Raw genomic sequence first — 22,950 nt, 5'->3', positions numbered from 1 at the left:
GCCATGTGCGACGGCGTGACCCAGGGCATGCCCGGCATGGAGCTGAGCCTCTTCTCGCGCGACAACATCGCCATGGGCACCGCCATCGCGCTCTCGCACGACGTGTTCGACGCGGCCTTGCTGCTCGGCGTGTGCGACAAGATCGTGCCCGGCCTGTTGATCGGCGCTTTGCACTTCGGTCACTTGCCGTGCGTGTTCGTGCCCGCGGGGCCGATGAGCAGCGGGCTGTCGAACAACGCCAAGTCGAAAGTGCGCGAGCAGTTTGCTCAAGGCCTGGTGGGCCGTGAGCACCTGCTCGAGGCCGAGTCGGCCGCGTACCACGGCCCAGGCACCTGCACCTTTTACGGCACGGCCAACAGCAACCAGATGCTGCTCGAAGCCATGGGCCTGCATGTGCCGGGCGCAGCGTTCATCCACCCGCATGCCGAGCTGCGCGAGCTGCTCACGCGCCGGGCGGTGCAGCAGGTGCTGGGCATCACCAAAGCCAAGCGCTTCACGCCGATCGGCCGGTTGGTCGACGAGCGGGTGATCGTCAATGCGATGGTGGCCTTGCTCGCCACCGGCGGCTCGACCAACCACCTCATCCACTGGGTGGCCGTGGCGCGCTCGGCCGGCATCCTCATCAACTGGACCGACTTCTCGGACCTCTCGCATGCCGTGCCGCTGCTGTCGCGGGTGTACCCCAACGGCAGCGCCGATGTGAACCAGTTTCAAGACGCCGGCGGGCCGGGCTTCGTGATCCGCGAACTGCTCGATGCGGGCTACATGCACGCCGACGTGGCGGCCGTGAGCGCCGGTGGCTTGCGTGACTACACGCAGGTGCCGCAGCGAGGCGAGGCCGGCCTGGTGTGGAAAGACCTGCCCGCACAAAGCGGCGACGACACCGTGGTGCGAGCCGCCGCAGCGCCCTTCAGTGAGAGCGGTGGCCTCAAGCTGTTGACCGGCAACCTCGGCCGCTCGGTCATCAAGGTGTCGGCCGTGCCAGAAGGCAGCCATGTGGTGGAAGCACCCGCGGTGGTCTTCAACGACCAGGAAGAGATGCTGGCCGCCTTCAAGGCCGGGCAGCTCGAGCGTGACCTGGTGGCCGTGGTGCGCTTCCAGGGTCCGCGCGCCAACGGCATGCCCGAGCTGCACCGCCTCACACCGCCGCTGGCGGTGCTGCAAGGCAAGGGCTTCAAGGTGGCGCTGGTGACCGATGGCCGCATGAGCGGCGCGTCGGGCAAGGTGCCGGCCGCCATCCACGTGAGCCCCGAGGTGCTGGCGAACGGGCCGCTGGGCAAGGTGCGCACGGGCGATGTGATTCGCCTCGACGCGGTCGCCGGCACCTTGAACGCCCTGGTCGACGAGGCCGTGTGGGCCGCGCGCGAGATCGGCGACATTCCCGCCGAACGCGCTCACGACAACTCACACGGCATCGGCCGCGAACTGTTTGGCGGCATGCGCCGCAATGTGCTCACCGCCGAAGAAGGCGCCATCACCTGGTTATGAATCTGATGAACCCACTTGAACTTGCATCCCATGGCCCGGTGATCCCGGTGATCGTGATCGAGCGCCTTGAAGACGCCGTGCCCTTGGCCCAAGCGCTTGTCGACGGCGGCGTGAAGGTGCTCGAGATCACGCTGCGCACGCCCATCGCGCTGAAGTGCATGGAGGCGATCGCTCGCGACGTGCCGGGCGCCATCGTCGGCGCCGGCACGGTGCGCAACGTGAGCGACGCGAAGGCGGCGCGCGATGCCGGTTGCCAGTTTGCCGTCAGCCCCGGCTACCTGAGCGAGGTGGGCCTGGCCTGCCGCGACATTGGCCTGCCGCTGCTGCCCGGCGTGGCCACCGGCAGCGAGGTGATGCAGGCGAACGCCGACGGCTACTTTTTCCTGAAGTTCTTTCCCGCCACGGCGGCGGGCGGCATCCCGATGCTGAAGGCGCTGGCGGGGCCGTTCCCCGACGTGGCGTTTTGCCCGACCGGCGGCATCACGCTCGAGACGGCGCCGCAGTTCCTCGCCTTGCCCAACGTCAAGGTGTGTGGCGGCTCGTGGCTCACACCAGCCGACGCGGTGGCCGGCAAAGACTGGGCACGCATCACAAAGCTCGCCCGCGAGGCCTCACGCCTGCGGGCCTGAGCCTCAGCTCACCAAGCGCCGACGTTCGGCATCGACAGCCACGGCTCGGCGGGCGCGAGCGCCTCGCCTTTTTGCAGCAGCTCGATCGAGATCTGGTCGGGTGAACGCACGAAAGCCATGCGGCCATCACGCGGCGGGCGGCTGATGGTCACGCCGTGCTCCATCAGGCGCTGGCAGTGGGCGTAGATGTTGTCGACCTGGTAGGCGAGGTGGCCGAAGTTGCGACCGCCGGTGTAGACCTCGGGCTCCCAGTTGTGGGTGAGCTCGACCTGCGCTTCGGTGTCGCCCGGCGCGGCCAGGAACACGAGCGTGAATCTCCCCTTGTCGTTGTCACGCCGCGAGAGCACTTGCAGGCCCAGCGCGTCGCGGTAGAACTTGAGTGACTGCTCGATGTCGGTGACTCGCACCATGGTGTGAAGGTATTTCATCGGGCCGATTCTAGGCATCCCGCTGCGTTCGGATTGAGCACCTCACTGCGTTCGCACTGAGCCTGTCGAAGTGCCTGCATCGAGTTGCACGCTGGCTTCGACAGGCTCAGCCCAAACGGAGCTTTGAGTCATTTCGTTGCCGGCATGTCCTGTGCTCGGAAAGTTGTCAAAAGATTGCATATGCAATGATTGTGAATACAATGATCCGTCCCGAACCAAAAACCAAACACCCGCCATGACCCAAGTCGCCCCTCGTGGCTGCACCAACCTCAAGCTGCGCCAGATCACCCGCCGCGTGAGCCGCCACTACGACGCCGTGGTGGCGCCAAGCGGCTTGAAGACCACGCAGTACTCGCTGCTGTCGCACATCGTCTCGATGGGGCCGGTGCGCCCCTCCGACCTGGCGGCCACCATGAACCTCGACAACTCCACGCTCACGCGCAACCTGCAGCCGCTGGTGGTGCAAGGCTGGGTCGAGCTGGGCGCGGGTGTGGATGCGCGCAGCCGGCTTGTCTCCATCACCGAAGCCGGCCGAGCCAAGCGTGCCGAGGCGCAGCGTTTGTGGAAGCAGGCGCAGGTGGCGCTGAACCAGCAACTGGGCATCGAGCGTGTGGCGCGCCTGCATGCCTTGCTCGATGAGTGCATGTCGCTGATGGACAGCGGCGACGAAGGAGCGTCCGATGAGTAGCCCCTTGATCCCGAAGCGCCAGATGGCGGTGTGGCTTGTGCTGTTGGCGGCGGCCGGCACCTTCTCGCTGACCATGGGGGCGCGTCAGTCGATGGGCCTCTTCTTGAACACGCTCAACACCCACACCGGCCTGGGGCTCGCGAGCATCAGCCTGGCGTTTGCGTTCGGCCAACTGTGGTGGGGGCTGACGCAGCCCTTCGCCGGCATGGTGGCCGACCGTGTGGGCGCGGGCCGGGTGCTGGTGCTCGGGGTGGTACTGGTGGCGGTGGGCACGGCGCTCGTGCCCTTCATGACGACGACCTGGGGTTTGATCTTCGCCATCGGCATCTTGTCGGCCGGTGGTGCCGGCATGGCCGGGCCGGCCGTGTTGATGGCGGCGACCACGCGGCTCATTCCGATCGAAAAACGCGGCATGGCCACCGGCATCGTGAACGCAGGCGGCTCGTTCGGCCAGTTCGTATTTGCGCCGATCGCGCAAGGCATCACGGCAGCAGCCGGTTGGGTGGTGGCGCTGCAAAGCCTCGCGTTGTTCAGCCTGCTCGCCTTGCCGGCTGCGTGGGTGTTGCGTGGCAACTCCAAGCACGTGGGGCCGGTGAGTGCCGGCGCGCCCAAGATCGAAACCACGCGCGAGGCCATCGCACGTGCGGTGCGTGACCCGAGCTACCGCTTGTTGTGCGCGGGCTTCTTCGTTTGCGGTTTCCACGTGGCCTTCATCGCGACCCACCTGCCCGGGGTGGTGGCCTCGTGCGGCTTGCCGCCTTCACTGGGCGCGTGGGCGCTCGGCACGGTGGGTTTGTTCAACATCGTGGGCAGCGTGGCGATGGGTTGGGCGGTGTCATTCCAGGGCGGACGCTGGCGCATGAAGTCGCTGCTGTCGCTGGTGTATGCCACGCGGGCGGTGGCGGTGCTGCTGTTCCTGATCGCGCCCAAGACCGAAACGACCTTTCTGATCTTTGCCGCCGTGATCGGCGTGAGCTACCTGTCCACTGTGCCGCCCACGGCGGGTCTGGTGGCCAAGTTCTTCGGGCCGGCGCACATGGCCACGCTCTTCGGGCTGGTGATGCTGGCGCATCAGATCGGTGGCTTTCTCGGCGCCTACCTGGGTGGCAAGGCCTTCGAATGGACCGGCAGCTACAACTGGATGTGGTACGCCGACATCGTGTTGGCCGTGGGTGCGGCGCTGATCCACCTGCCGATCCGTGAGGAAACAAAGCCGCGCGCAATGGCCGCAGCGGCCTAAGCGCCCACGCCCGACAGCACCAACACCCCGAGCACCACAAACACCGCCGCCGCGATGCGGTGCACCCATTGGATCGGCACCAGCTTCACCGCCCGCTCGCCGAACAGCACGGCCGGCACGTTGGCGAGCATCATGCCGAGCGTGGTGCCGGCCGTGACCCACAGCAGCGACTTGAACTGCGCGGCCAGCATCACGGTGGCGATCTGGGTCTTGTCGCCCATCTCGGCGAGGAAGAACGCCACCACCGTCACACCAAACACGCCCCATCGGCCGGCACTTGCCGTCTCGCCTTTGTCCACCGAGTCGGGGATCAGCATCCACACCGCCACCGCCAGGAACGACAGGCCCAAACCCCAGCGCAGCCACTGCGGGTTGATCAAGCTTTGCAGCCACTCGCCCAGCGCTGCGGCGGCCGCGTGATTGGTCAGGGTCGCCACCAGGATGCCGAGGATGATGGGCATCGGCTTGCGGTAGCGCGCGGCCAGCAGCAAGGCCAGCAGCTGCGTCTTGTCGCCGATCTCGCCGAGCGCAACAACGCCGGTGGAAACCCAGAACGCCTCGAAGCCAGTCGTCACGTGGTGGGCACGGTGTAGTTGAGCGTGAGGCGCCCGCCGTCCACATAGATGATCTCGCCCGTCATGTAGCTCGAGGCGCTGCTGAGCAGGAACGCGCACACGTCGGCGATCTCTTCGGGCGCGCCCAGGCGCTTCATCGGCGTGCGGCTCATGATGCGGGCGCGCGCTTCGTCGCTGCCGAGCACGGCGTTCTTCGCGAGCTCTGTGGCGATGGTGCCGGGCGCCACCGCGTTGACACGAATGCCGTGGTCAGCGAGCGAGAGCGCCATCACCCGCGTGAGCTGGTTGATGCCGCCCTTGCTGACGTTGTAGCTGGCGATGCTCGGGATGGCCATCACGCCGTTGACCGAGCTCATGTTGACGATGGCGCCACTGCCGTGCTTCGCCATCTCGCGCGCCACCGCCTGGGCCACGAGGAAGGAGCCTTTGAGGTTGACGTCGATCACCGCGTCCCAATCGGCCTCGGTGATGTCGAGAAAGTTGGCGGCCTTGAAGATGCCGGCGTTGTTGACCAGGCCGTCGATGTGGCCGAAGGCTCGCACCGTGTTGGCGGTCGCGGCATCGACCTCGCTCTTGAGAGCGACGTTGCAGTGTTGATAGACCACCCGCCGGCCCCGGTCGGTGAGCGACTGGGCGAGCGCCTGGCCGCGCGCATCGTCCACATCCCACAGCGCGACCGCGGCGCCGTCTTGTGACAGCCGCTCGGCGCAGGCTGCGCCGATGCCCTGGGCCGCGCCGGTGACCACGACCACGCGGCCGTGCAGGTTGAATTGAACGGTGTCGTTGTTCATTTGGTTTTGCCTCCATCCAGCCAGACCGCGAGACCTTGGGCGTTGAGTTCGATGTCGCTGGCGAGCAGCGCCAGAGATTCGTCGTCGGCGAGCGTGCAGCCGTGCTCACGAGTGCGGCGCAAGTAAATGTCGCGCAGGCCTTGGCGCAGTTTGTCGTGGCGGGCATCGGTGTCGCGCAGCGGCTCGGCCAGGGCCACCAGCTCGTCGATCTGCGTGAGCATCATCGCGCCCAGCGCCGGCACACTTTCGACGCAACCGTAGTGCGTGAGGTACATGCGCTCGGGGTCATACGACAGCATGCGCCGCACCGATTGGCGCAACGGCTCGGGGTCGAACTGCACCGGCGTGGTGGTGGGCAGCAGCCATGCGCCGCGCGCGGTGTCGAACTCGCGGTAGCTCAGGCCGAAGGTGTCGCCGGTGAAAAAGCCGCGGCTGCGGGCGTCCCAGATGCAGTGGTGATGGCGCGCGTGGCCGGGGGTGTCGAGCAGTTGCAAAGCTCGGCCGGCCAAGTGAACCGTGAGGCCATCGCTGCTGGTGACGACACGCTGCGCCGCGATGCCGGGCACCTCGCCATACGAGCGCGCCACTTCCTCGTCACCGTAGACGGCGCGTGCACCGGCCAGCAGCGCAGTGGGGTCGACCATGTGCCGCTCTCCCCGTGGGTGCACCAGCAGGCGGGCGTGGGGCAGGGCTTGCATCAGGGCACCAGCCCCACCGGCGTGGTCGAGGTGCACGTGGGTCACGATGACCCAGTCGACAGCTTCAACAGTCAAGCCGAGCGCGGCCAGGCTGGCGAGCAGGCGCGGCACGCTGTGGGTGGTGCCGGTGTCGATGAACGCGGCGCGGCCGTCTTCCACCATCAGGTAGGCCGCGTCGAATCGGGGCCGGTGAAAGCCGGTGTCGATGACGTGGATGCCATCGGCCAGGGCTTGCACAAAGGGCGGGTGGGGCGTGTGGGAGGCAGGCATGTTTCATTCTAGGAGGCGCCTGGAAAGACCCCCGCTACACTGCCCGCCATGAACATCGACGAGCTTCTGACGCCGATCTCCGAGTCGGCCCCCTGCGGTGAAGACATGTCGTTTTCGACCGAGTTCGACGCCCTCGCCGAGCTGCGCCGCGAAGACGATCCCACGCTCGACCAGGGCGAGTGGGTCACCGCGCTCAAGACGGCCGATTGGGCCGGTGCCAAGGCCCGCTGCGCCGAGCTGCTGGCCCAGCGCTCCAAAGACCTGCGCCTCGCCATGTGGTGGGCTGAAGCCGCCACGCTGACCGAGGGTTATGTGGGCATGCAACAAGGCATCACCTTGTGCGGTCGGTTGTGCGAGCAGTATTGGGACGGCCTCTACCCCGAAGCCGAAGGCGGCGACATGGATCAGCGCATCGGCAACATCGGCTGGTTTGTCAGCCGCCTGGTGTCGCTGTCCACCACCGCCCCGGTGACCCGTGGCCGCAGCGGCGCCTATTCGTTGCAGCAGATGCAGATGGCCCGCTCGCTGCAGGCCACGCTGGAGCGCTCGCCCGACAAGGCCGCCCAGCTGGCCCCTGAAGCGCTGACGCTGGACAAGTTCAACCGCGCGCTGCGCGAAACCCCCAAGGACGATCTGCGCCAGACCCTGGCCCTGATCGAGGGTTGCCAACAGGCGCTGAGCGAATGGCAGACCGCGGTTGACGCCAAGCTGGGTGCCGAGGGCCCGAGTTTTGTGCCCGCGCGTGAAGCCTTGGCCTCCGCGCTCCACGAGGCGCAGCGACTGGCGCGAGAAGTGGGCGCGTTGTCGGGTCCGGCGGCCGTGGCTGATGCAGTCGGCGGCACTGCCGGCGCGCGTGCTGAATCTGACCCAGCGCGTTCAGCAGGCGGCCCGCTGCGCTCGCGTGAGCAGGCGCTCGGGCAATTGCGTGAAGTTGCGGCCTTCTTCCGTGCGACCGAGCCGCACAGCCCGGTGGCTTACCTGGCCGACAAGGCCGTGCATTGGGGCGAGATGCCCTTGCACCTGTGGTTGCGTGCGGTGGTCAAGGACGGTGCCGCATTGGCCCACCTCGAAGAGCTGCTGGGACTCGAAGCCCCGCAAGACGGTTCGTCCGGCTGAGGCACGCAGGCCCCGGCCTCACTGGCCGAGACGGAACTCGATGCGCCGGTTGCGCGCGCGCCCGTCTGGGGTGTCATTGCCCGCCACCGGCCTGTCGGGCCCGGAGCCCGAGGTGGTGATGAGCGACGGCGGGAAGCCCTTGTTCGCCAGGTAGCTGCGCACCGCATCGGCCCGCGCCAGCGAGAGCACGACATTGGTGTCGCGCGCCCCTTGTGAATCGGTGTGGCCGATGACCTCGACCGGCCGGTTGCCCAGCTTCACCAGCGTGGCCGCCATTTCGTCGAGGATGGCGCGGCCGGCCGGTCGCAGCACGCTGCTGCCGGGCTCGAACTCGATGATGCGGTTGGCCAGCGTCGCATCGAGCACGGTCTGCTCTTGCGCGGCCACACGCAGTGCATTGCGCACCGCGTAGGTCGGGTTGAGCGAGGTGGCCATGTCGGCGGCGAGCTGTTGGCGCTGCGCTTCGTTCGCGACCTCACCCTTCAGCTCGATGTTGTTGCCATTGATGTGGAGCTGCCCACGCGACACCTGCTTGAGCTGCGGCGACACCAGCTTTTGCACATACGCGCTCCAGTTGGGCGGCGCCACCACCGGGCCCACGCCGAGCTGATCGACCACACGTTCGGCGCCGTAGACCTCGCGCACCTTGGCGAGGATGGCGTTGCGCGTGGCTTCATCGGGCACGGTGCCGGCCACCACCACCTGGTTGGGCGTGGCCGCGGCCGTTTGTGCCACCGCAGGCGCCAGGGTCAGACAGAGCAGGGCGGGCAGCAGCCCTTTCATCCACAACGGCATCGTCATTCCCCCAGAAAGGTTTCGCGGAACAGGTCGACCGCGGCTGCGAGCGACAGCGAAGGGTCGCGCAGGTGGTTGGAGAGCTTGCGCAAGCCGTAGTCGGAGCCGATCCAGTCTTCGACCCACTCGGCTTCGGTCACGGCCACGTTGTCGGCGCGGCAGATTTCGGGGTCGATCACCGAGCGCAGCGTGGCCGGCGAGGCGCCGTGAAAGCCGATCACCAGCACCGGCTGCATGCCGTGCGAGGTGACGAAGATGGCGGTTTCGGCCGGGGTGCGCTTGAAAAAGCGCGTGACCAGGTCGACCCACAGCGTGAGCACATGCGTCAGCTGCATCGGGTCGCGTGGCAGCGGCAGCATCAGGCCCTTGTTCAGCTCGGCATGGCCTTGCGACAACACGGGCTGCAGCAGCAGGCCAAGCGCCAGCGCCGTCTGGCGGAAGGAGATGGCCTCGCCCGGTGGCGACACCGCGGCCTCGAAACGATCAAGCGTGAGCAGCTGCGCGAAGTTCTTGTAGCCCTCGAGCAAGGCCTCGCGGCTGGTGTCCAGCTCGACGGGCTGCGCGGTGAGTTGCTCCTGCACCTGCGCGAAGTCTTCGGCCTTCAAGGCCTGGCGCACCTGGGCGTCGAAACGGCCCCAGACGGGGCTCAGCGCCTGCGGGCTGTAGGGCAGGAAGGCGACCGGGTCGGCGACCTCGAACGAAGCCGCCATCACGAATGGGAACCTGCGGCCCGAGGCGTCCTGGCTGGCCGCCATGTGGCCCACCAGGCCAGCGTTGCTCTGCGCGCCGAGGATGGCAAAGTGCACCGGCGCGGCCGCGTCGTAGACGATCTTCCAGCGCACTTCTTCGGCCAGCAGCTCCATGGTCTGCGACATCCACTGGTCGATGCTGTGGATCAGCGCCGAGCCCGCCGCGCTGCGCACGAAGTCACCGCGCGAGGGCAGCTTGCCGAAGTAAAGCGCTTGCGCCACCACGTCGCTCATGGACGGCTCCCCGAGGCGGCCGGCGCCACGGCAACCGCACCGACCACGACCGCCGGCAACTGCACACCCTTGAGGCCGCCCGAGGCGCTGGGGGTGTCGGGTGCGTTGGGCGAGTTGGGCGAGCCCACGTTGGGGCTGGAGATCAGGCGCAGTTGCACGGTGACGGCCAGCGGGCCGTTGGGCCAGGTCAGCTCGAAGGTGCTGCTGTCGATGCGGCGGCGCTTGGCCTTGCTGATCATCTTCTCGAGCCCGTAACCGCCGGGCTCGTTGAGGAACTCGATGGCGCGGCCATCGGTGGTCAGGCCGCTGATGCGCACGCCCGGCGCGCCCTGGCCCGGCCAGACGAAGTTGGTCCAGGCGGCCACGGCATTGCGGTAGCGCAGTTGTTGGCCGTCGACCTCGATGGTGTACTCCGACAAGCCCGGCACCGGTGTGGGCAGCATCTGGAAGTTGGTCTGCTGTTCGTTGCCGGCTGCCGCGCCACCACCACCGCCGGCCGCACCGCCGCCTGCGCCGCCCTGGCCTGAAATGGGTGCGACCCACGCCGGGAAACCCGATGCGAACTCGGGCCGCAGGCGCAGGCCGAGGTCGGCCCAGGTGCGCGGGGTGACGACGTCGCCACGGCGCACCACCAGCGCGCCGAGCGCCTCGCCGCTGAACTTGGCCACGCTGCCCTCGGGGCCGAACATCTTGGCCATCTCACCGGCCGTGGCTTCCAGGCGTGAGGCCTTGTCGAACGGGTATTTGCCCGACAGCGTGCGCTGGAAGGGGTCGTAGACCTGGGCTGTCCAGATGCGGTTGATCTCGGTTTCGGCGGCCGGCACGATGACCGCAAACGACTGGATCAGCGGGCGCACGAGGATAGGCCGCAGCGTGGCCTTGGCCGCTTCGGTCTGGCCGTTGAGCATCTGCTCTTCGACCAGCTTGAGCGCGTCGCTCAGCTCGGAGTTGCCTTCCAGCGTTTGAAGCATCAGCTGGCGGCTGGCCGGGCCGTTGTCGCCCTGGTTCTTGATCTGGTTGAAGCGCGTGCGGATCTTGGAGAGCGAGGTCAGGTAGTTGCGCAGCAGCGTGGGGCCGTTGTCGCGAGGCACCATCAGGCGCGTGAGGCCGGCGAACTCTTTGCCGATCGGGCCCATTGGAATGGCTGCCTGCCCGGTGGACAGGTCGAGTTTGACCTCGACCGGCCCTGGCGCCATGCGCAGGATCGATGACTTGAACCAGGCGATGAAGCCCTTTTGACCCTTGGCCAGCTTGTCGTTCAAGATGCCGGGGTTGTCCCATGATGTCTGGTCATACAGCGCCTGGATCAGCTTGCCCACTGGCGAGGCCGCCGGGTCGCCCAGGCGGTTCATGCGCGCGACGGCCTGCTCGAAGTTGGCGAACTCCTTGACGCTCACGCCTTGCAGGAACTTCTGCCACTCCTGCACGTACTCGGTCTTGTAGAGCTGCACCAGCGCCTTGCGGATCTGCTCGGGGCTGCCCTCGAGCGTGAGGTCGTCTTGCGTCGCGGTCTTGAGCACCCAGTCGTCGGCCTTGCTCTCCTTGGTGGAGGCTTCCTTGAAGGCGTCGTCAACGAAACCGTCCCACGCTTCGCGCGTGAAAGCGCCCGAGATGGCGTAGCTGCCGGCGACGATGTCTTTGTCGGCATCTTCCACCAGGCGCGCCACCGTCATCGGCGGGAAGCGTGTGGCCGCGCGCGCCTTGATCTCGGCATACACCCGCTCACGTGCCGGCATGCCCTTGACGACTCGGCGCAGGTTTTCGCGGGTGGTGTCGAGCAGGGCCAGGTTGGTTTGTGTGGTCGGGAAATCGGGTGCCGACACCTGCGTGAGCGCAAACGACAAGATGCGTTCGGCCGAGCGGATCAGCTGCTCGCGCGGCATCGAGCCGCGGTTGGCTTCGAGCCAGCCGCGCCAGAAGCGCGTGAGCTGGTCGCCCATGTGGCCGGTCTCCACCCGGCTGCGGTCGCCCAGCATGATGTAGGTCTTGAGCGCGTTGTAGGCGTCGGAAACATTGTTGACCGACGCCGCCGAATACACGCCCATCGGCTCGGGGCTGGCGGTGGTGCTGGTCTTGGCGGGTGTGGGGCTGCCGTCGGCGGCGCGCGTCAGCGGCTGCAACTGGGCGGCGTTGCTGTTCACCTCGCTGAGGTAGCTGGCGATCGCGGCGGCGGTGGGCTTGAGCATCACCTCTTGCAAGCCGGCGAGGTAGGTGGCGCGCAGCTTTTGTTCGATGGCCTCACCTTGGTAGAGCCCGAGGGTCAGAGACCAGGGGCGCTCTTCGCGGTAACGCTGCAACTGGTCGACACGGTCTTGCACGATTTCCAGCGCTTCGAGGCGCGAGGCGAGGTCGATGCGGCCTTCTTGCAGCTTGATCGCCTTGTTGAGATCCGCCTGCACGTTGGCCACCAACTGGCGGTTGCCCACATACGACCAGGTCCAGCCGGCGAGCATGGCGCCCAAGAGCAGCGCACCGCCGAAGAAGGCGGCATAACGCCAGCGCAGCTTGCTGCGGCTGGTGTACTGCTGCACCAGGTTGCGATCGGCGAACACGACTTTGGAGAACAGGTCGCGCAGGAAGAAGCCGTTCTGTGCGACCACCGCCGCGGTGGGCGCCGAGCCGACTGCGGGTGTGAGCCCGAAGCGCTCGGCCACACGCTGGCTGGCACGGCCGGTCGACTGGCCTTCTTGTACCGCGCTCGTGAAATAGAAGCCGCGGAAGATCGGGCGGAACTGGTACGGGTTGTCTTCGAACAGCGTGGTGATGAAGGTGCGCAGCGGCGCCTTCAGTGCGGTGAATTCGAGAGGGAAGGTCAGCACGCCGGGCGGCAGCTTCTCGCCCCGGTGCATTGACATGCGGGTGATCGAGGCTTCTTTCAGGCCGTCGTTCAGCTCGTCGAAGTGGCGGTCGAAGCTCGCCACCACGTCGGCTTTGGCCGCGGGGTCGTAGGGCAGGGTGGCGCCCCACACACGCTCGCGTTCGTCGCGGTCACGGTCTTCGAAAAATTCGGCAAAGCCGGAGATGAGGTCGGCCTTGGTGAACACCACATAGACCGGCGCAAACACCTCGAGTTTTTCGGTCAGCTCTTGCACACGCTGGCGCAACTGCTTGGCCAGCGTGATGGCGAACTCGGGGCGGTTGGCCGACAGCTCGGCCAGGCTGGCCGCGATGATCACGCCATTGAGTGGCGCCTTGGGCCGGTTGCGCTTGAGCAGCGAAAGAAAGCCGAGCCACTCGTCGCGGTCTTCTTCATGCACCGAGTAGCGGCCAGCGGTGTCGAGCAAGATGCCTTCGGTGGTGAAGAACCAGTCGCAGTTGCGTGTGCCGCCGATGCCCTGGATCACCGACGAGGTCTTGTCGGAAAACGGAAAGTTGAGCCCCGAGCGAACCACCGCCGTGCTCTTGCCGGCCGCGGGGTTGCCGATCACCGCGTACCAGGGCAGGTCGTACAGGGCGGCCGAGCCCGAGGTGAGGCCGAGCTTGGAGGTCTTGATGGTCTTGACGGCCTCTTGCATGCGCTCGCGCACGGCCACCATCTCGGCGCGGCTCTCCTTGTTGGGGGCGCTCTTGATGGCGCGCTCGGCCTCGGCGTCCATCGCCGATTCGAGCTTTTGCGCGGCCTGGTTGGCCTTCCAGCGGCGCAGCGCCCAGACGATGAACCACACGCCGAGCAGCGTCACCAGGATGGCCACCGCCCAGATGGCGCCGACCTTGAGTGTGTCGGCGCCGAGGAAGAGCAGCGCCGCGAGCGCCAGCAGGCCGATCACGGCGAGCGTGCGCGTGTCGAGAAGAAACTGCCAGATTCTTTGCATGGGAAGAGATGTCCGTTCGGTATTTTCAGGCCGCCGGCGCGAGCGCGGCGGCGGTGACCTCGGGGGGCGCAACAAGCGGTGTCAGCATCACCGCAAAGCGCTCGAAGGCAGGGAAGGCGCCCAGCACCAGGGCTGGCTTTTGGGACTCTTGCACCTGTCCCGCCGTGAGGGCGACGCAGGTGAGCAGGCGGGCCACACCCAGGTCGCCGCAGCCCACGCCCAGGCGCAAGGCCTGCTCGCTGGTGTCGAGGTGGGGCAGCAGCTCTTGCAGGGTTTCGTAGACCTCGCTGGTGCGTGAGGCGCGGTGGTCGGCATCGGAGGTCATGTGTTCCACCTGCGCCGGCTCGCAGCCGCTCGCCTTGATGGCGTCGGTGGCCGTTTGCAGCAGGGTCTGCGGGCCCACGCGGCCCGAGGCGTCGGCTGACTTGTCGCGGCGCATCAGGTTGGCGCGGTACAGCTTGGCCTGCGCCGGTTCGGCGGCAGGCAACTCGGGCCAGGCGGCAGACGCGAGCAGCACGCTGGCCGCCGCTTCGCCGGGCACCCGCCCGCGTTGGTTGTTGCCGGTGAAGAGCTCTTTCGCAGAGGCCAGGGTGTGGGTGTCGTTCTCGCTCACCAGGCTATCGGCCGCCAGGGCCCACAGCAGGCCCGGCGCCTTGTCGCGTTGCCATTGCATCAACTGCTGGTCCATCAGCAGCCAGAAGGCCTCGGCGCTGGCGACCGGGTGCACGTGCAATTGCACTGCAGGGCGAACACTGTTCGCCATGGCGCGCGACTGGCCGGCGGCTTTCAGACCGGCTTCGATGTAGGTGTCGAACAACTGCTCCAGCCAGGCACCGGCGGCTTGCTGTGACTGCACCGACCAGCGCGCGGGAATGGCCACGCGGATGGCCACGGTGGGCGGCAAGGTCGGGGCCGCGGGCTGGGTTCGTGCGGACGGTGGCGGCGCGGCGAGTGCGGGCCATTGCGCTTCGAGCGCTTCGTTCATCGAGCCTGCAGTCGCTTCCAGCAGCGTGAGTGCGCGCAGCACTTCGGCTGGCGCTTCGTAGCCGGCCCACGCGTCGGGCTTGACCTTGGCCAAGGTGCTCACCGTCTCGGCCAAGGCATCGGCCAGCGCGTCGGTCGAGAGCTCGGGCATGGGCGCGGTGAAGACGGCGATGCCGTCGTCGTCTTTGAGTTGCGAATCGAGGTCGGGCTTGCACTCGCCCGATGCGATGCTCGTTTGTGCAGCGCTCCACTGGCTGCCGGCTCGCAACTGTGTGGTGCTGGCCAAGACCTTGACGTGCGCACTGCGCTCGTTGGCCGCTGTGTTGGTGGCAGCTGCGGGTTGGGCTGATGTTGCCGATGGCGCAGCGACTGCCACAGCCGGTGCGGCCGCGTAGCTGCGCAAACGTTTGACGGCCCACAGCGTCATCACCAGGCCGGCTGTGAGCACCAGCGGCAGCACGCCGAGGTAGAGCGTGAGGTCGGTGGCGCTCGGGTCGACTTGCGCCGACTGCCAGCGCCACAGGGTGGTCAACCACACGAGCGCGGTGATCACCAGCAGCAGCGCGAGGATCTTCCAGACTTTGGCCATGGGTTCGGGCAGCGGGCGCGCAACGCGCCGTCAGACAAGCAGGCGGCGCGTCGACAAGACGGCGCCGGAGGAGAAATCAGAGAGGTGTGGTCAGCAGGCGTCGGTGCTGACCGACTGCGACGAGAGCAGGGTGGCGCCACAAGCGGTTTTGTCGCCATGCCGTGCGGCGGCCTTGCCGTCGATGACCATGGTCAGGTCGCCGCTGACGATCTGGGTCGTGCCGCCATGGCCTTTCTTCGGGCAGGTGACCTTGTCTCCGACACGGGCCAGGCGCTTGCCATGTGTGTCGGTCACACCCGAGGCTTCAATGACCTCGCCGCCATGGTCTGTCTTGTCGCCCAACACGATGAACGGACGTCCCATTTCTCCCACTCCCTATGCCAAATTTTCGGCGTGCACACCACGCGAATCAGAGTGATCGAGTCTAACGGCTGAGGCCTGTGTGTCAGCCCCCCACCTTCGGGCGAGACGCAACGGGTTTTCTCAGCTCCACATGGCCCAGATCGGCGTTCTGCCAGCGCCCGCCCCAGGTCAGGCCGACACGTTGTGCAACCTCTCCGTACAACTCGTAACCCTTCGCTGCCCACGGGTCGCGCTCGCTGATGACGAGTTTGCCCGCGCGCATGAACGCGCTGTCGGCGGCGAGGCCGTGCTGGTGGTAGCTCTGCCAGGCGACGGCGTTGGTCACGTGTGCGCCCAGGCTGGCCAACTGGTTCTGGCGCTCGGGGCTGCGGTAGCCCTCGAGCAGCGCCATCTCGTAGCCGTGTTCATCGCGCATCAGGCGATAGGCGAGCAGCAGGCGTTGGCGAAAGTCGGCATCGAGCAAGTCCCAACGGCGGTCGGCGCTGGCGAGTTGCGGCCGGATCTGTTGCACCTCGGCGGTGGTGAAGACCTCGGGCGGCAGCGGCGGCGGCGGCACCAGTTGTTCACCTTGCAGCAGTGCGGCGACGACGCTGTCGGGTTGAGCGCTCGAGGTGTCATCGTAAGCATCCAACGTGTGCCACCCCCTCAACAAAAACACGAGCAAGGGTGGCAGCGCCAAGACCGCGACCGCCGCCGTGACGACCGCCCAGTGCCGCTGCAACCAGCGCTTGCCGCCCACGGCCGCATGGCCCGCTTGGGCGAGGCTTTGTCGCGCGTTCTGGCTGGCGACCTGCTGCGCGTTTTGGCGTGCACCTGCCAGCCGTTGCCCCGCGCGCACGATGCGCGCGGCCACCTGCTCGCGAAACGCTGGAAGCAAAAGCAGGGCCGCCAGTACACAGGCCAGCACGAAGTACGCCACGATGGCAATCCACATCATCTTGTAAGCAAGGTTTACCAGCCCCCCATCGGGGCGTTGTCGCCCGCGAGGGGCTCTCTAGAATCGGTGGGTGCTTGCGCATCCCGCGCGCCTTGCCGACCCCGGGGCGGCTTTCACATCCAGTGCCATGAACCAGCCGCAGAATCCTGTCCCGCCCCGTGGCGCCCGCCCTCAACTGTTCAAAGAACCGTCTGCCAAGTCAGCCGCATCGAGGTCGAAGCACCATGCCGACTTCGGGCCGAGCATCTTAGCCACGATCGACGGCAAACAAGCGCGGTTTGCCACACCGCGCGGTCACATCTCGGCCAAGCGCGTGATGCTGATGGGCGTGTTGGCCCTGGTGATTGCTGCGGCCTACGTGGGCGTGAAGTTCAATGCGTCGCGTCAGGCTGCCGGGCCGGGTGCGACCTCGACGCCTGTGTTGCCCGTGTCTGCTGTTCCCACAGCGGCTGTTGCGTTGAAGGTCAACGAAGCAACGGCATCGGCTCCCTCGGCGACAGCAGCGCAAGGGGCGGCGGCCATTGAAACGGTGGCGCAACCCGCCGCGCCCGCGTCACAGACGGCCAGCTCCGCCGCAAACGTGGCGGCCAGCCTCAACAACATTCAGCTCGCGCTCAACATTTCTGAACCTGCTTCCGCCAAGAAAGACGGCAAGGCGGCGGGCAAGGAGCCTTCGGTGACTTACCGCGGTGCGGCGCCGGCCTCCCCCAGCACGAACAAGCCCGCCTCCAAGGGCGCACCAGCGCCCGACACTGCCGCCGATGCCGACCTGTTGGCCGCCATGCTGCCCCACCTGAAGCGCACTACGGCCTTGCCTACCAGCCCCGACTACGCGAAGCGCTGCGGCAAGATGACCGGCGACGCGGCGCTGGATTGCAGGGCGAAGTTTTGCGATGGGCGGGAGGGGGCGGATGCGGCCTGCCCGGTGGCTACATTGCCTGCATCACGCTGAAGAGCGAGCAAGTAGCTCTCTCAGCGCGCTGCGTCAAAGCTCGATAACTCGCGAGCGAGGTTGGCGCGGGCCGATGCCTCCCACAGCTCCGTAAGGGCGGGTGTTTTGAAGATGGTGTCGCGCAATAGGAAGTTCTTCAACACCTGGCTGCGGCCCTGCTCGTAGACAACGTCGGGCACCCATTTGAATTCACGTTGAATCGCCGCTCTGTAGCTGTCGTAGGCTTGTTCGCTGGCGCCGAGAATGGACAGATCCAGATCGAGAAACAGCAAGGTGTCGGCGTCCGGCACTGGAAGGTTGTGGTGCTGGGTGGCGAGGATCATTGCGGTCACCTTGCCCAACTTGGGTGCTGTCCAGCCGATTTTTTCAAGCTCGGCATGCGCCAGCTCTGCGGATCTCAACTCGTTGTCGTTGCGTCGGGTGTCGTAGATGGCGTCGTGGTAGCAGATGGCGGCGGTGATCGCAACCGGATCGCTCGCAAGCCCTTGGTGAGCTCCAAGGTTCGAGAACAGCGCATGCAGGTGATCTACCGTGTGGTAGTGACGATGGGGTTCGCTGTACCGGGAGACAAGATCGGCCAACACGGCATCTGGGTAACTGCCGAGCAGGGAGCACGTACTGCGAAGTGCTGCAATCTCGGAGGCATAGGGGCTAGTCATGAAAACGGCTTTGACTTGGCTTTGGGCTTGAAGTTAACTGTGCTCGCAACCCCTGTTGGTCAACGCACCCGGCTCCACACCCATTCGATGTCGTGGCCTTGGTGTTGTGGCAGTCGGTCTCCTTGACTGAATTCGGAACTGTGGCGCAGATCACTTACTGCAGCCCATACGCCTGTTCTCGGGCAAGTCTGGCCACTTTCCGCGTAGAGCAGGTCGTCGCGAGCGATCCTGGCACCTTGGATCGTGGCCACGTTGTCGTTGTCGATGGTCAGTTCCACAAGACCCGACTCGGCGCGCTCCCGGAAATACGGAAAGGCTGCCTGGAGGGCGATGAAGAAGTCCCAATCGCTGAGATCTCGAACTGATCCTGCTGCCGTGATATCCGAGTCATGCAGGCGTCGGTAGTAATCGGCGTTGTAGTCAAGCTGATAGAGCAGCTTGCCACTTCCAGAGATGAGTTTGACCTCGCTCAGCCCTTGCCGAAGCCGACCATCGCCATACCGTGCGGGCTCTATCGTGCAACGTTGCCCAGGGTCTTGCATGAAGATGCTTCCGTCTCGTCGCTCCTGACAGATTTCAAACACTCGGTCGTCAAAGGACCGAAAGACGAATCGAGAATCAGCGGTCCAGTACTTGTAGAAGTGTTTCCCGTCCTCGATTTCGTAGCTGCCAACGACGGGCAAGTCCGCCAGCACCTTCGCTCCGGCAGGTTTCTCTGAATCGGCCACAGGCCGCCACCGCCCGGTGTCGTGGTCCAGGTCGATGATGTCGCTGGCAGTGTGATGTCTATAGAGCCACACGGAGGTTCGCCTATGGTTTGGGTTTGTTCACGATGGAGTCAATCTCTCTGAGCAGGGCGGCAGCCTTGTCCGGGTCGCCCGTTTTTTTGGCCCGATTGAACTCCATGATCTTGTCCCAGGGAAAGTCACCGCCGCCCGGGTTCTGCGCAGATTCGATGATCTCGGCGTCGGTCTTGGGGTTGCCTTTGCCAACCTTGACGCGCTTGCCTGAAACGGGGTGAATGGCATAGCCACGCTTGAGATCCTCGTACTTGGGCCCGAGCACGTCTCCATATTCAGCCTCGTTTCGACGGTAGATGACCTTCTGTAAATCCGGGTCAGTTTGCCCCTTGAAGTCCTTGCCAATGGCCCGACGCTCTGCGTGAGCAGCTTTGGCGATCTCTTCATCGCTTTTGCCCGCAGCTCGCATCTTGTCGACGAGCCCCCCTACACGACGCTTCACCACCACCTCGTACTCAAGGCGCATCAATGGCTTTGCACTGTGTGCAAGGGTGTTCGTGGAGTCGGTGGCGCCATCTAGCTTGGCGGGTTTGGCGCGAGCGAGCAGGGTGTCAAGTTCCTTCTTCAAGTACCGCATGACCTCCGGGATCTTGTCCTTGCCCAGGGTCTTCAACTTCTGAATCTGCCGCTCAACCAGCTTCAGTTGTTCGAGCTTGTCTCCCAGGACCTTCCGAGCAAGCCACATGTGACGGACATCAGACAGGCCGAGAATGATCTTCTCGGTGATCTCATCAAAGTGCCGCACGGCCTGTTTGGCGTACTGATCCATGGGCAGCGCCTTGAGCCAGCGTACCGGGTCGCCTTTGCCCGCGCCACGAATGATTGCCAGGATGGTTTCCAATGCTTCGTCAGCATGTTGGCCACCTTTGCGGATGAACTTGACCAGTGTCTTGAGCACGCCCTTGAGCAAGCTACCGAGTACCGGGATCAGTCCCACCAGTGTGATCGCAAGCGCGACCCACTTCCAGAAGTCTTCGTGATCCTTCGAGAGCCCATGAAGGTTCGCTATCACGTCGCGGACGTCAGCAATCTGATCGACGAAGGGTATCGCCGTGATGATGCTGCCGACAATGGTTTGCGACAGGCTCGGGTCTTCGTTGAAGTCGCCCTGCAAAACTCCCCAGAACCAATCGAGAGCATCGTTCATTGCGATGCTCCGGCGATCAGCAACTTGTACAACTCAGCTGCTTGCTCAGGGGTGACCCGACGCCCATAAGCGGGGTTTGGTGGGGGCTCTTCAATCGGGTCAGGGTGCCAATCACGTGTGTCTTCCCCGATCTCTATGCGAGCCAGCCCGCTCTTGACGCCATCAAATCGCACACGGCCATCTGAGCCAAGTTTTCCGGAGCGCATGCTGCCGTCAGACATAACCGCTTTGACGTCTGCGCCATGCACCGGCGAGCCATCGTGGTATCGACGTTCGACTTCCACGTAGTGAACCAGTTGCCCCGCCAGCCCCTCTGGTAGGGAGGGGAGGGATGCTCCGCCGCTTGCCCCTCCCGCCCAGTTGTGGCTGGCCGCCTTGACGGTAAACGCCCCCGAGGTGACGAAGTCGATGTTGGCCCCGTCGAGCACCACCTTGCTGTCACCCCCCACCATCTCGATGCGCTGGCTGGCGGTGATGGTGATCTCGTTGTTGACCGAGATGACGGTGATGTCCTTGTCGGCCAGGATCTCCAACTGATCGGTGTGGGCGCGCAGCGAGAAGTTGCCGTTGGCTGCAATGGTTTGCAGCTCACCCTGGTGCGTGTACAGACTGGTGGTCTGCCCCGAAATCAGGCTGGCGGTGTGAGCCGCCGCCGCGTGCACATCGTCTTGCGCGGCGAGGCTGGTGTCTTGCCCTGAGAAGCTGGCGATCGTGGCGGGGCTCGCGATCACTGCAGCACTCGGGGTGTCCAGCAGCACATACGGTTTGGCGAACTGCTCGACCGGGTCGCCGGCTTCGCGGCCGTTGGCCTTCTTCTCGCTCGCGTGGTGGCCGTCGTGCTTCGGGTCGATGGATTCGATCAGGCCTTGCAGCGCTTCCTTTTTGTCAGCGACATGGCTGGCGAGCTTCATTGCGCCTTGTGCACTGGCCGCGTCGCCCAGCGCCTGCCCCAGCTGCTGCGCGCCCTTGAGCTGGGCGATGGCTTCTTGCGCGTCCATCTGCGTGCTCTGCGCACTGCCGTAAGTGCCCGCCCGCGCCGAGGTGCTTAGCAGCAGCCCTTGCGCAGCACGCACACTGGCCCAGCCGTCGGTGTGGGCGTAGAAGCCGCTGCCGAGCCAGGCGCCGCGTTGGCTGCTCTGTGCGCCCTGGCCAATGATGTGGCCCAGGCTCAGCTCGCTCCACGGGCTGCCCTGGCTGCGGCTGGCCAGGCGCATGCGCAGCTGGCTGGTGGCGTCGTCGATCACCCACTGGTTGAGGCCTTCGCCGTCGAGCGTCTGGCTGTGCCAGCCTGAAAGGGTACCGGGGTGGTTGGCGCCCGAGTCCACGCCGGCGGGCCACGGCAGGGCGTCTTGGCCGTTGTGCAACTGGCCGACGATCAGCGGGCGATCCAGGTCACCTTCGACGAACTCGACCAGCACCTCGGTGCCGATGCGCGGCATGAAAACCGCACCCCAGTTGGCGCCGGCGCTGGCCTGGGCGACACGCACCCACTGCGAAGCGGCAGCATCGCCGGGAGCGTGGCCGGTTTGTTCTTGCCCGGGAGTGAGCGGCCCCGAAAGGCCACCGGCCAGCGGCGCAGACCCGCGCTGCCAGGGGAACTGGATGCGCACACGCAGGTCACGCTCGGTGGTGACGGTGTCGCCTGCATGGCCGACGACCAGTGCGGTTTGCACGCCGGGGGCTGTGGGCTTGGCGTACGCGACCGGCACCACGGTGGCCACAGCGGGTGCGGCCTGAAAGTGGTTGCGGTAGCTGCCGGCTTCGAGCTCGGTGCTCTGCAGCAGTTGTGCGGCTTCGCTGCCGAGGTTGTTGGCGGCTTCGTGCTGCACGCTGAGCACCACGAACTGGTTGTCGGTGCGCCCGGCCAGGGCCGCGCTTTGCGGCCCAAACAAACTGTGTTCAGCGAGATGGAAGTTGGCGCCGGGCTTCAGGGTGCGAACGGCGCTGTCTCCGCTCAGGCGCTTGAACTGGAGTTCGTGGCGGGCCAGGGCGAGGGTGGTGCGCGCATCGGCGAGAGGGCTGTGGGCTTGGTCGTCGCCGTTCTGATGCTGGGCAAAGCGGCGCTCGCCGCGGCCGTCGTAGATCTCCAGCGTGGGCAGATCTCCCGCGATCAGGGCGCTCTTGAGCTCGGCGCTCACTCCGGCAAGCTGGCGAGCGTCCCAAGCGGCCTGGGTTACAGCGTTGGGCTGCACGCTGCGCGCCAGCGCGATGGCAGTGATGGTGTCTTCGGGCAAACCAGAGCGGCGCACGTCTGGCTTGCCAAAGCGCAAGGAGCCGAGGTCGGGGCGCTGCGCTTGTGCGTCGCTGATCACCAGGCAGTGTTTGGCGGCCTTGGCTTCGCTCAGGGGTTTGTCATCGTCGGCGTGTTCCAGCCGCCAGTTCCAGCCCTCTTCGCTGAGCAGGCGGGCCACGAAAGCGGCGTCGGTTTCGCGGTATTGCGTGGTCGTACCGCGCACAGGCGCGGCGGCCAGGGCTTCTGGGCTCAGCTCCAGCTTGAAATTGGCTTGCGGGTAGGCGCGCAGCACGGTGCTGACGATGGCGTCGGCGCGCTGCCCCAGAAAGACACGGCTGTCCTGTCGAAGGCCGAGCAGGTGGGTGAAGGCCACCAGCTGCAATCGGTAGCGGGCCAGGCCGCCGTCGCTGCCCAGCTGTGCGGCCTGGGCGACGTAGCCGTGCCAGGTGCGGTAGCGGCCATCAGCGCACATCAGGCGCAGGCTCATCTGTTCGCCGATCAAGGCCTTGAGTTCGAGGTGAGCGCTGGTGCTCAGGCAGTCGACGGTGGCGAGCAGGGACGAGAGCGGTTGCACCCCGCTGCCCAGATCGCTCGTGTCTTCTTGCCACTGCGCCCGCTCGACCACCAACGTGGCGCTGGGCAGGGCCGTTTCCAGCTGCATCAAGCGCTTGTGCTGGCTGATGCTCAGCAGCGACTTCAGGCGGCTCAGGCCCTCGGTCGCAGCCTGGGTCATGGTGGCAAGGTTCATTGTTTTCTCCCTCTCCCAATCTTTG

The 22,950-nt window shown here is 66.0% G+C and carries 20 protein-coding genes; 6 read left to right on the top strand and 14 right to left on the bottom strand.

Annotated elements, in window-relative coordinates:
* Both edd and eda read left to right on the top strand, forming a co-directional pair.
* Nucleotides 1-1,488 (top strand): phosphogluconate dehydratase (gene edd / locus RMO40_RS24205; protein ID WP_309726294.1); only part of this gene is annotated, 1,488 nt, incomplete at its 5' end.
* A gap of 5 nt (nucleotides 1,489-1,493) precedes the next feature.
* Complete coding sequence (gene eda, locus RMO40_RS24200; protein ID WP_309726292.1) at nucleotides 1,494-2,117, top strand: bifunctional 4-hydroxy-2-oxoglutarate aldolase/2-dehydro-3-deoxy-phosphogluconate aldolase; 624 nt, start codon at nucleotides 1,494-1,496, stop codon at nucleotides 2,115-2,117.
* 8 nt (nucleotides 2,118-2,125) lie between these two features.
* Here the strand turns inward: eda and RMO40_RS24195 are convergent, their stop codons facing one another.
* Entirely contained in the window at nucleotides 2,126-2,545 is a 420-nt protein-coding gene (locus tag RMO40_RS24195) for a VOC family protein (RefSeq protein WP_309726290.1), read from the bottom strand.
* A gap of 235 nt (nucleotides 2,546-2,780) precedes the next feature.
* On the opposite strand from RMO40_RS24195, the gene RMO40_RS24190 reads away from it, so the two are divergent.
* The gene (locus tag RMO40_RS24190; protein WP_309726287.1) at nucleotides 2,781-3,233 is read left to right on the top strand and encodes a MarR family winged helix-turn-helix transcriptional regulator; all 453 of its coding nucleotides are present in this window, start codon (nucleotides 2,781-2,783) and stop codon (nucleotides 3,231-3,233) included.
* Nucleotides 3,226-4,473 carry an MFS transporter gene (locus RMO40_RS24185; RefSeq protein ID WP_309726285.1) on the top strand — a complete coding sequence of 416 codons (1,248 nt, stop codon included), beginning with the start codon at nucleotides 3,226-3,228 and terminating at the stop codon, nucleotides 4,471-4,473. Before RMO40_RS24190 ends, RMO40_RS24185 begins: the two co-directional genes overlap by 8 nt.
* On the opposite strand, the gene RMO40_RS24180 is transcribed toward RMO40_RS24185, so the two are convergent.
* The 3 genes from RMO40_RS24180 to RMO40_RS24170 are packed head-to-tail and all read right to left on the bottom strand — an operon-like array spanning nucleotide 4,470 to nucleotide 6,807.
* Nucleotides 4,470-5,048 carry a TMEM165/GDT1 family protein gene (locus tag RMO40_RS24180; RefSeq protein ID WP_309726284.1) on the bottom strand — a complete coding sequence of 193 codons (579 nt, stop codon included), beginning with the start codon at nucleotides 5,046-5,048 and terminating at the stop codon, nucleotides 4,470-4,472. The genes RMO40_RS24185 and RMO40_RS24180 overlap by 4 nt on opposite strands.
* Nucleotides 5,045-5,839: a glucose 1-dehydrogenase gene (locus RMO40_RS24175; RefSeq protein ID WP_309726283.1), complete on the bottom strand. Its 795-nt coding sequence runs from the start codon at nucleotides 5,837-5,839 to the stop codon at nucleotides 5,045-5,047. The genes RMO40_RS24180 and RMO40_RS24175 overlap by 4 nt, the downstream gene beginning before the upstream one ends.
* Complete coding sequence (locus tag RMO40_RS24170) at nucleotides 5,836-6,807, bottom strand: MBL fold metallo-hydrolase (protein WP_309726281.1); 972 nt, start codon at nucleotides 6,805-6,807, stop codon at nucleotides 5,836-5,838. The genes RMO40_RS24175 and RMO40_RS24170 overlap by 4 nt, the downstream gene beginning before the upstream one ends.
* 48 nt (nucleotides 6,808-6,855) lie before the next feature.
* Between RMO40_RS24170 and tssA the strand changes: the two genes are divergently transcribed.
* Nucleotides 6,856-7,923: a type VI secretion system protein TssA gene (gene tssA / locus RMO40_RS24165; protein ID WP_309726279.1), complete on the top strand. Its 1,068-nt coding sequence runs from the start codon at nucleotides 6,856-6,858 to the stop codon at nucleotides 7,921-7,923.
* A gap of 18 nt (nucleotides 7,924-7,941) precedes the next feature.
* Here the strand turns inward: tssA and RMO40_RS24160 are convergent, their stop codons facing one another.
* From RMO40_RS24160 to RMO40_RS24135, 6 genes are all read right to left on the bottom strand, one after another.
* Nucleotides 7,942-8,718 (bottom strand): OmpA family protein, encoded by a 777-nt coding sequence (locus tag RMO40_RS24160; protein ID WP_309726277.1) that lies wholly within the window; start codon nucleotides 8,716-8,718, stop codon nucleotides 7,942-7,944.
* Nucleotides 8,719-8,720: 2 nt separating this feature from the next.
* Nucleotides 8,721-9,701: a type VI secretion system-associated protein TagF gene (gene tagF, locus RMO40_RS24155; RefSeq protein ID WP_309726275.1), complete on the bottom strand. Its 981-nt coding sequence runs from the start codon at nucleotides 9,699-9,701 to the stop codon at nucleotides 8,721-8,723.
* Complete coding sequence (gene tssM / locus RMO40_RS24150; protein ID WP_309726273.1) at nucleotides 9,698-13,513, bottom strand: type VI secretion system membrane subunit TssM; 3,816 nt, start codon at nucleotides 13,511-13,513, stop codon at nucleotides 9,698-9,700. The genes tagF and tssM overlap by 4 nt, the downstream gene beginning before the upstream one ends.
* Nucleotides 13,514-13,538: 25 nt before the next feature.
* Nucleotides 13,539-15,086: a hypothetical protein gene (locus tag RMO40_RS24145; RefSeq protein WP_309726271.1), complete on the bottom strand. Its 1,548-nt coding sequence runs from the start codon at nucleotides 15,084-15,086 to the stop codon at nucleotides 13,539-13,541.
* A gap of 90 nt (nucleotides 15,087-15,176) precedes the next feature.
* Entirely contained in the window at nucleotides 15,177-15,449 is a 273-nt protein-coding gene (locus RMO40_RS24140; RefSeq protein ID WP_309726269.1) for a PAAR domain-containing protein, read from the bottom strand.
* An 82-nt stretch (nucleotides 15,450-15,531) separates the two neighbouring features.
* On the bottom strand, nucleotides 15,532-16,386 hold the full coding sequence (locus RMO40_RS24135) for a M15 family metallopeptidase (protein WP_309726267.1): 855 nt from the start codon (nucleotides 16,384-16,386) through the stop codon (nucleotides 15,532-15,534).
* A gap of 127 nt (nucleotides 16,387-16,513) precedes the next feature.
* Between RMO40_RS24135 and RMO40_RS24130 the strand changes: the two genes are divergently transcribed.
* Nucleotides 16,514-17,338, top strand: a complete 825-nt coding sequence (locus RMO40_RS24130) for a hypothetical protein (RefSeq protein ID WP_309726265.1) — start codon at nucleotides 16,514-16,516, stop codon at nucleotides 17,336-17,338.
* Nucleotides 17,339-17,358: 20 nt separating this feature from the next.
* On the opposite strand, the gene RMO40_RS24125 is transcribed toward RMO40_RS24130, so the two are convergent.
* Genes RMO40_RS24125 through RMO40_RS24110 form a run of 4 tightly spaced genes read right to left on the bottom strand, consistent with a single transcriptional unit; the run spans nucleotide 17,359 to nucleotide 22,925 of the window.
* On the bottom strand, nucleotides 17,359-17,997 hold the full coding sequence (locus RMO40_RS24125; RefSeq protein ID WP_309726263.1) for an N-methyl-D-aspartate receptor NMDAR2C subunit: 639 nt from the start codon (nucleotides 17,995-17,997) through the stop codon (nucleotides 17,359-17,361).
* Nucleotides 17,998-18,056: 59 nt separating this feature from the next.
* Complete coding sequence (locus RMO40_RS24120) at nucleotides 18,057-18,797, bottom strand: hypothetical protein (protein ID WP_309726260.1); 741 nt, start codon at nucleotides 18,795-18,797, stop codon at nucleotides 18,057-18,059.
* A gap of 10 nt (nucleotides 18,798-18,807) precedes the next feature.
* The gene (locus RMO40_RS24115; protein ID WP_309726258.1) at nucleotides 18,808-19,944 is read right to left on the bottom strand and encodes a hypothetical protein; all 1,137 of its coding nucleotides are present in this window, start codon (nucleotides 19,942-19,944) and stop codon (nucleotides 18,808-18,810) included.
* Complete coding sequence (locus tag RMO40_RS24110) at nucleotides 19,941-22,925, bottom strand: type VI secretion system tip protein VgrG (RefSeq protein WP_309726256.1); 2,985 nt, start codon at nucleotides 22,923-22,925, stop codon at nucleotides 19,941-19,943. Before RMO40_RS24110 ends, RMO40_RS24115 begins: the two co-directional genes overlap by 4 nt.
* Nucleotides 22,926-22,950: the final 25 nt, after the last annotated feature.

The organism is Rhizobacter sp. (assembly GCF_031412075.1).
Lineage (GTDB): Bacteria > Pseudomonadota > Gammaproteobacteria > Burkholderiales > Burkholderiaceae_C > Rhizobacter.
This window is presented reverse-complemented; position numbering and strand designations above follow the sequence as displayed.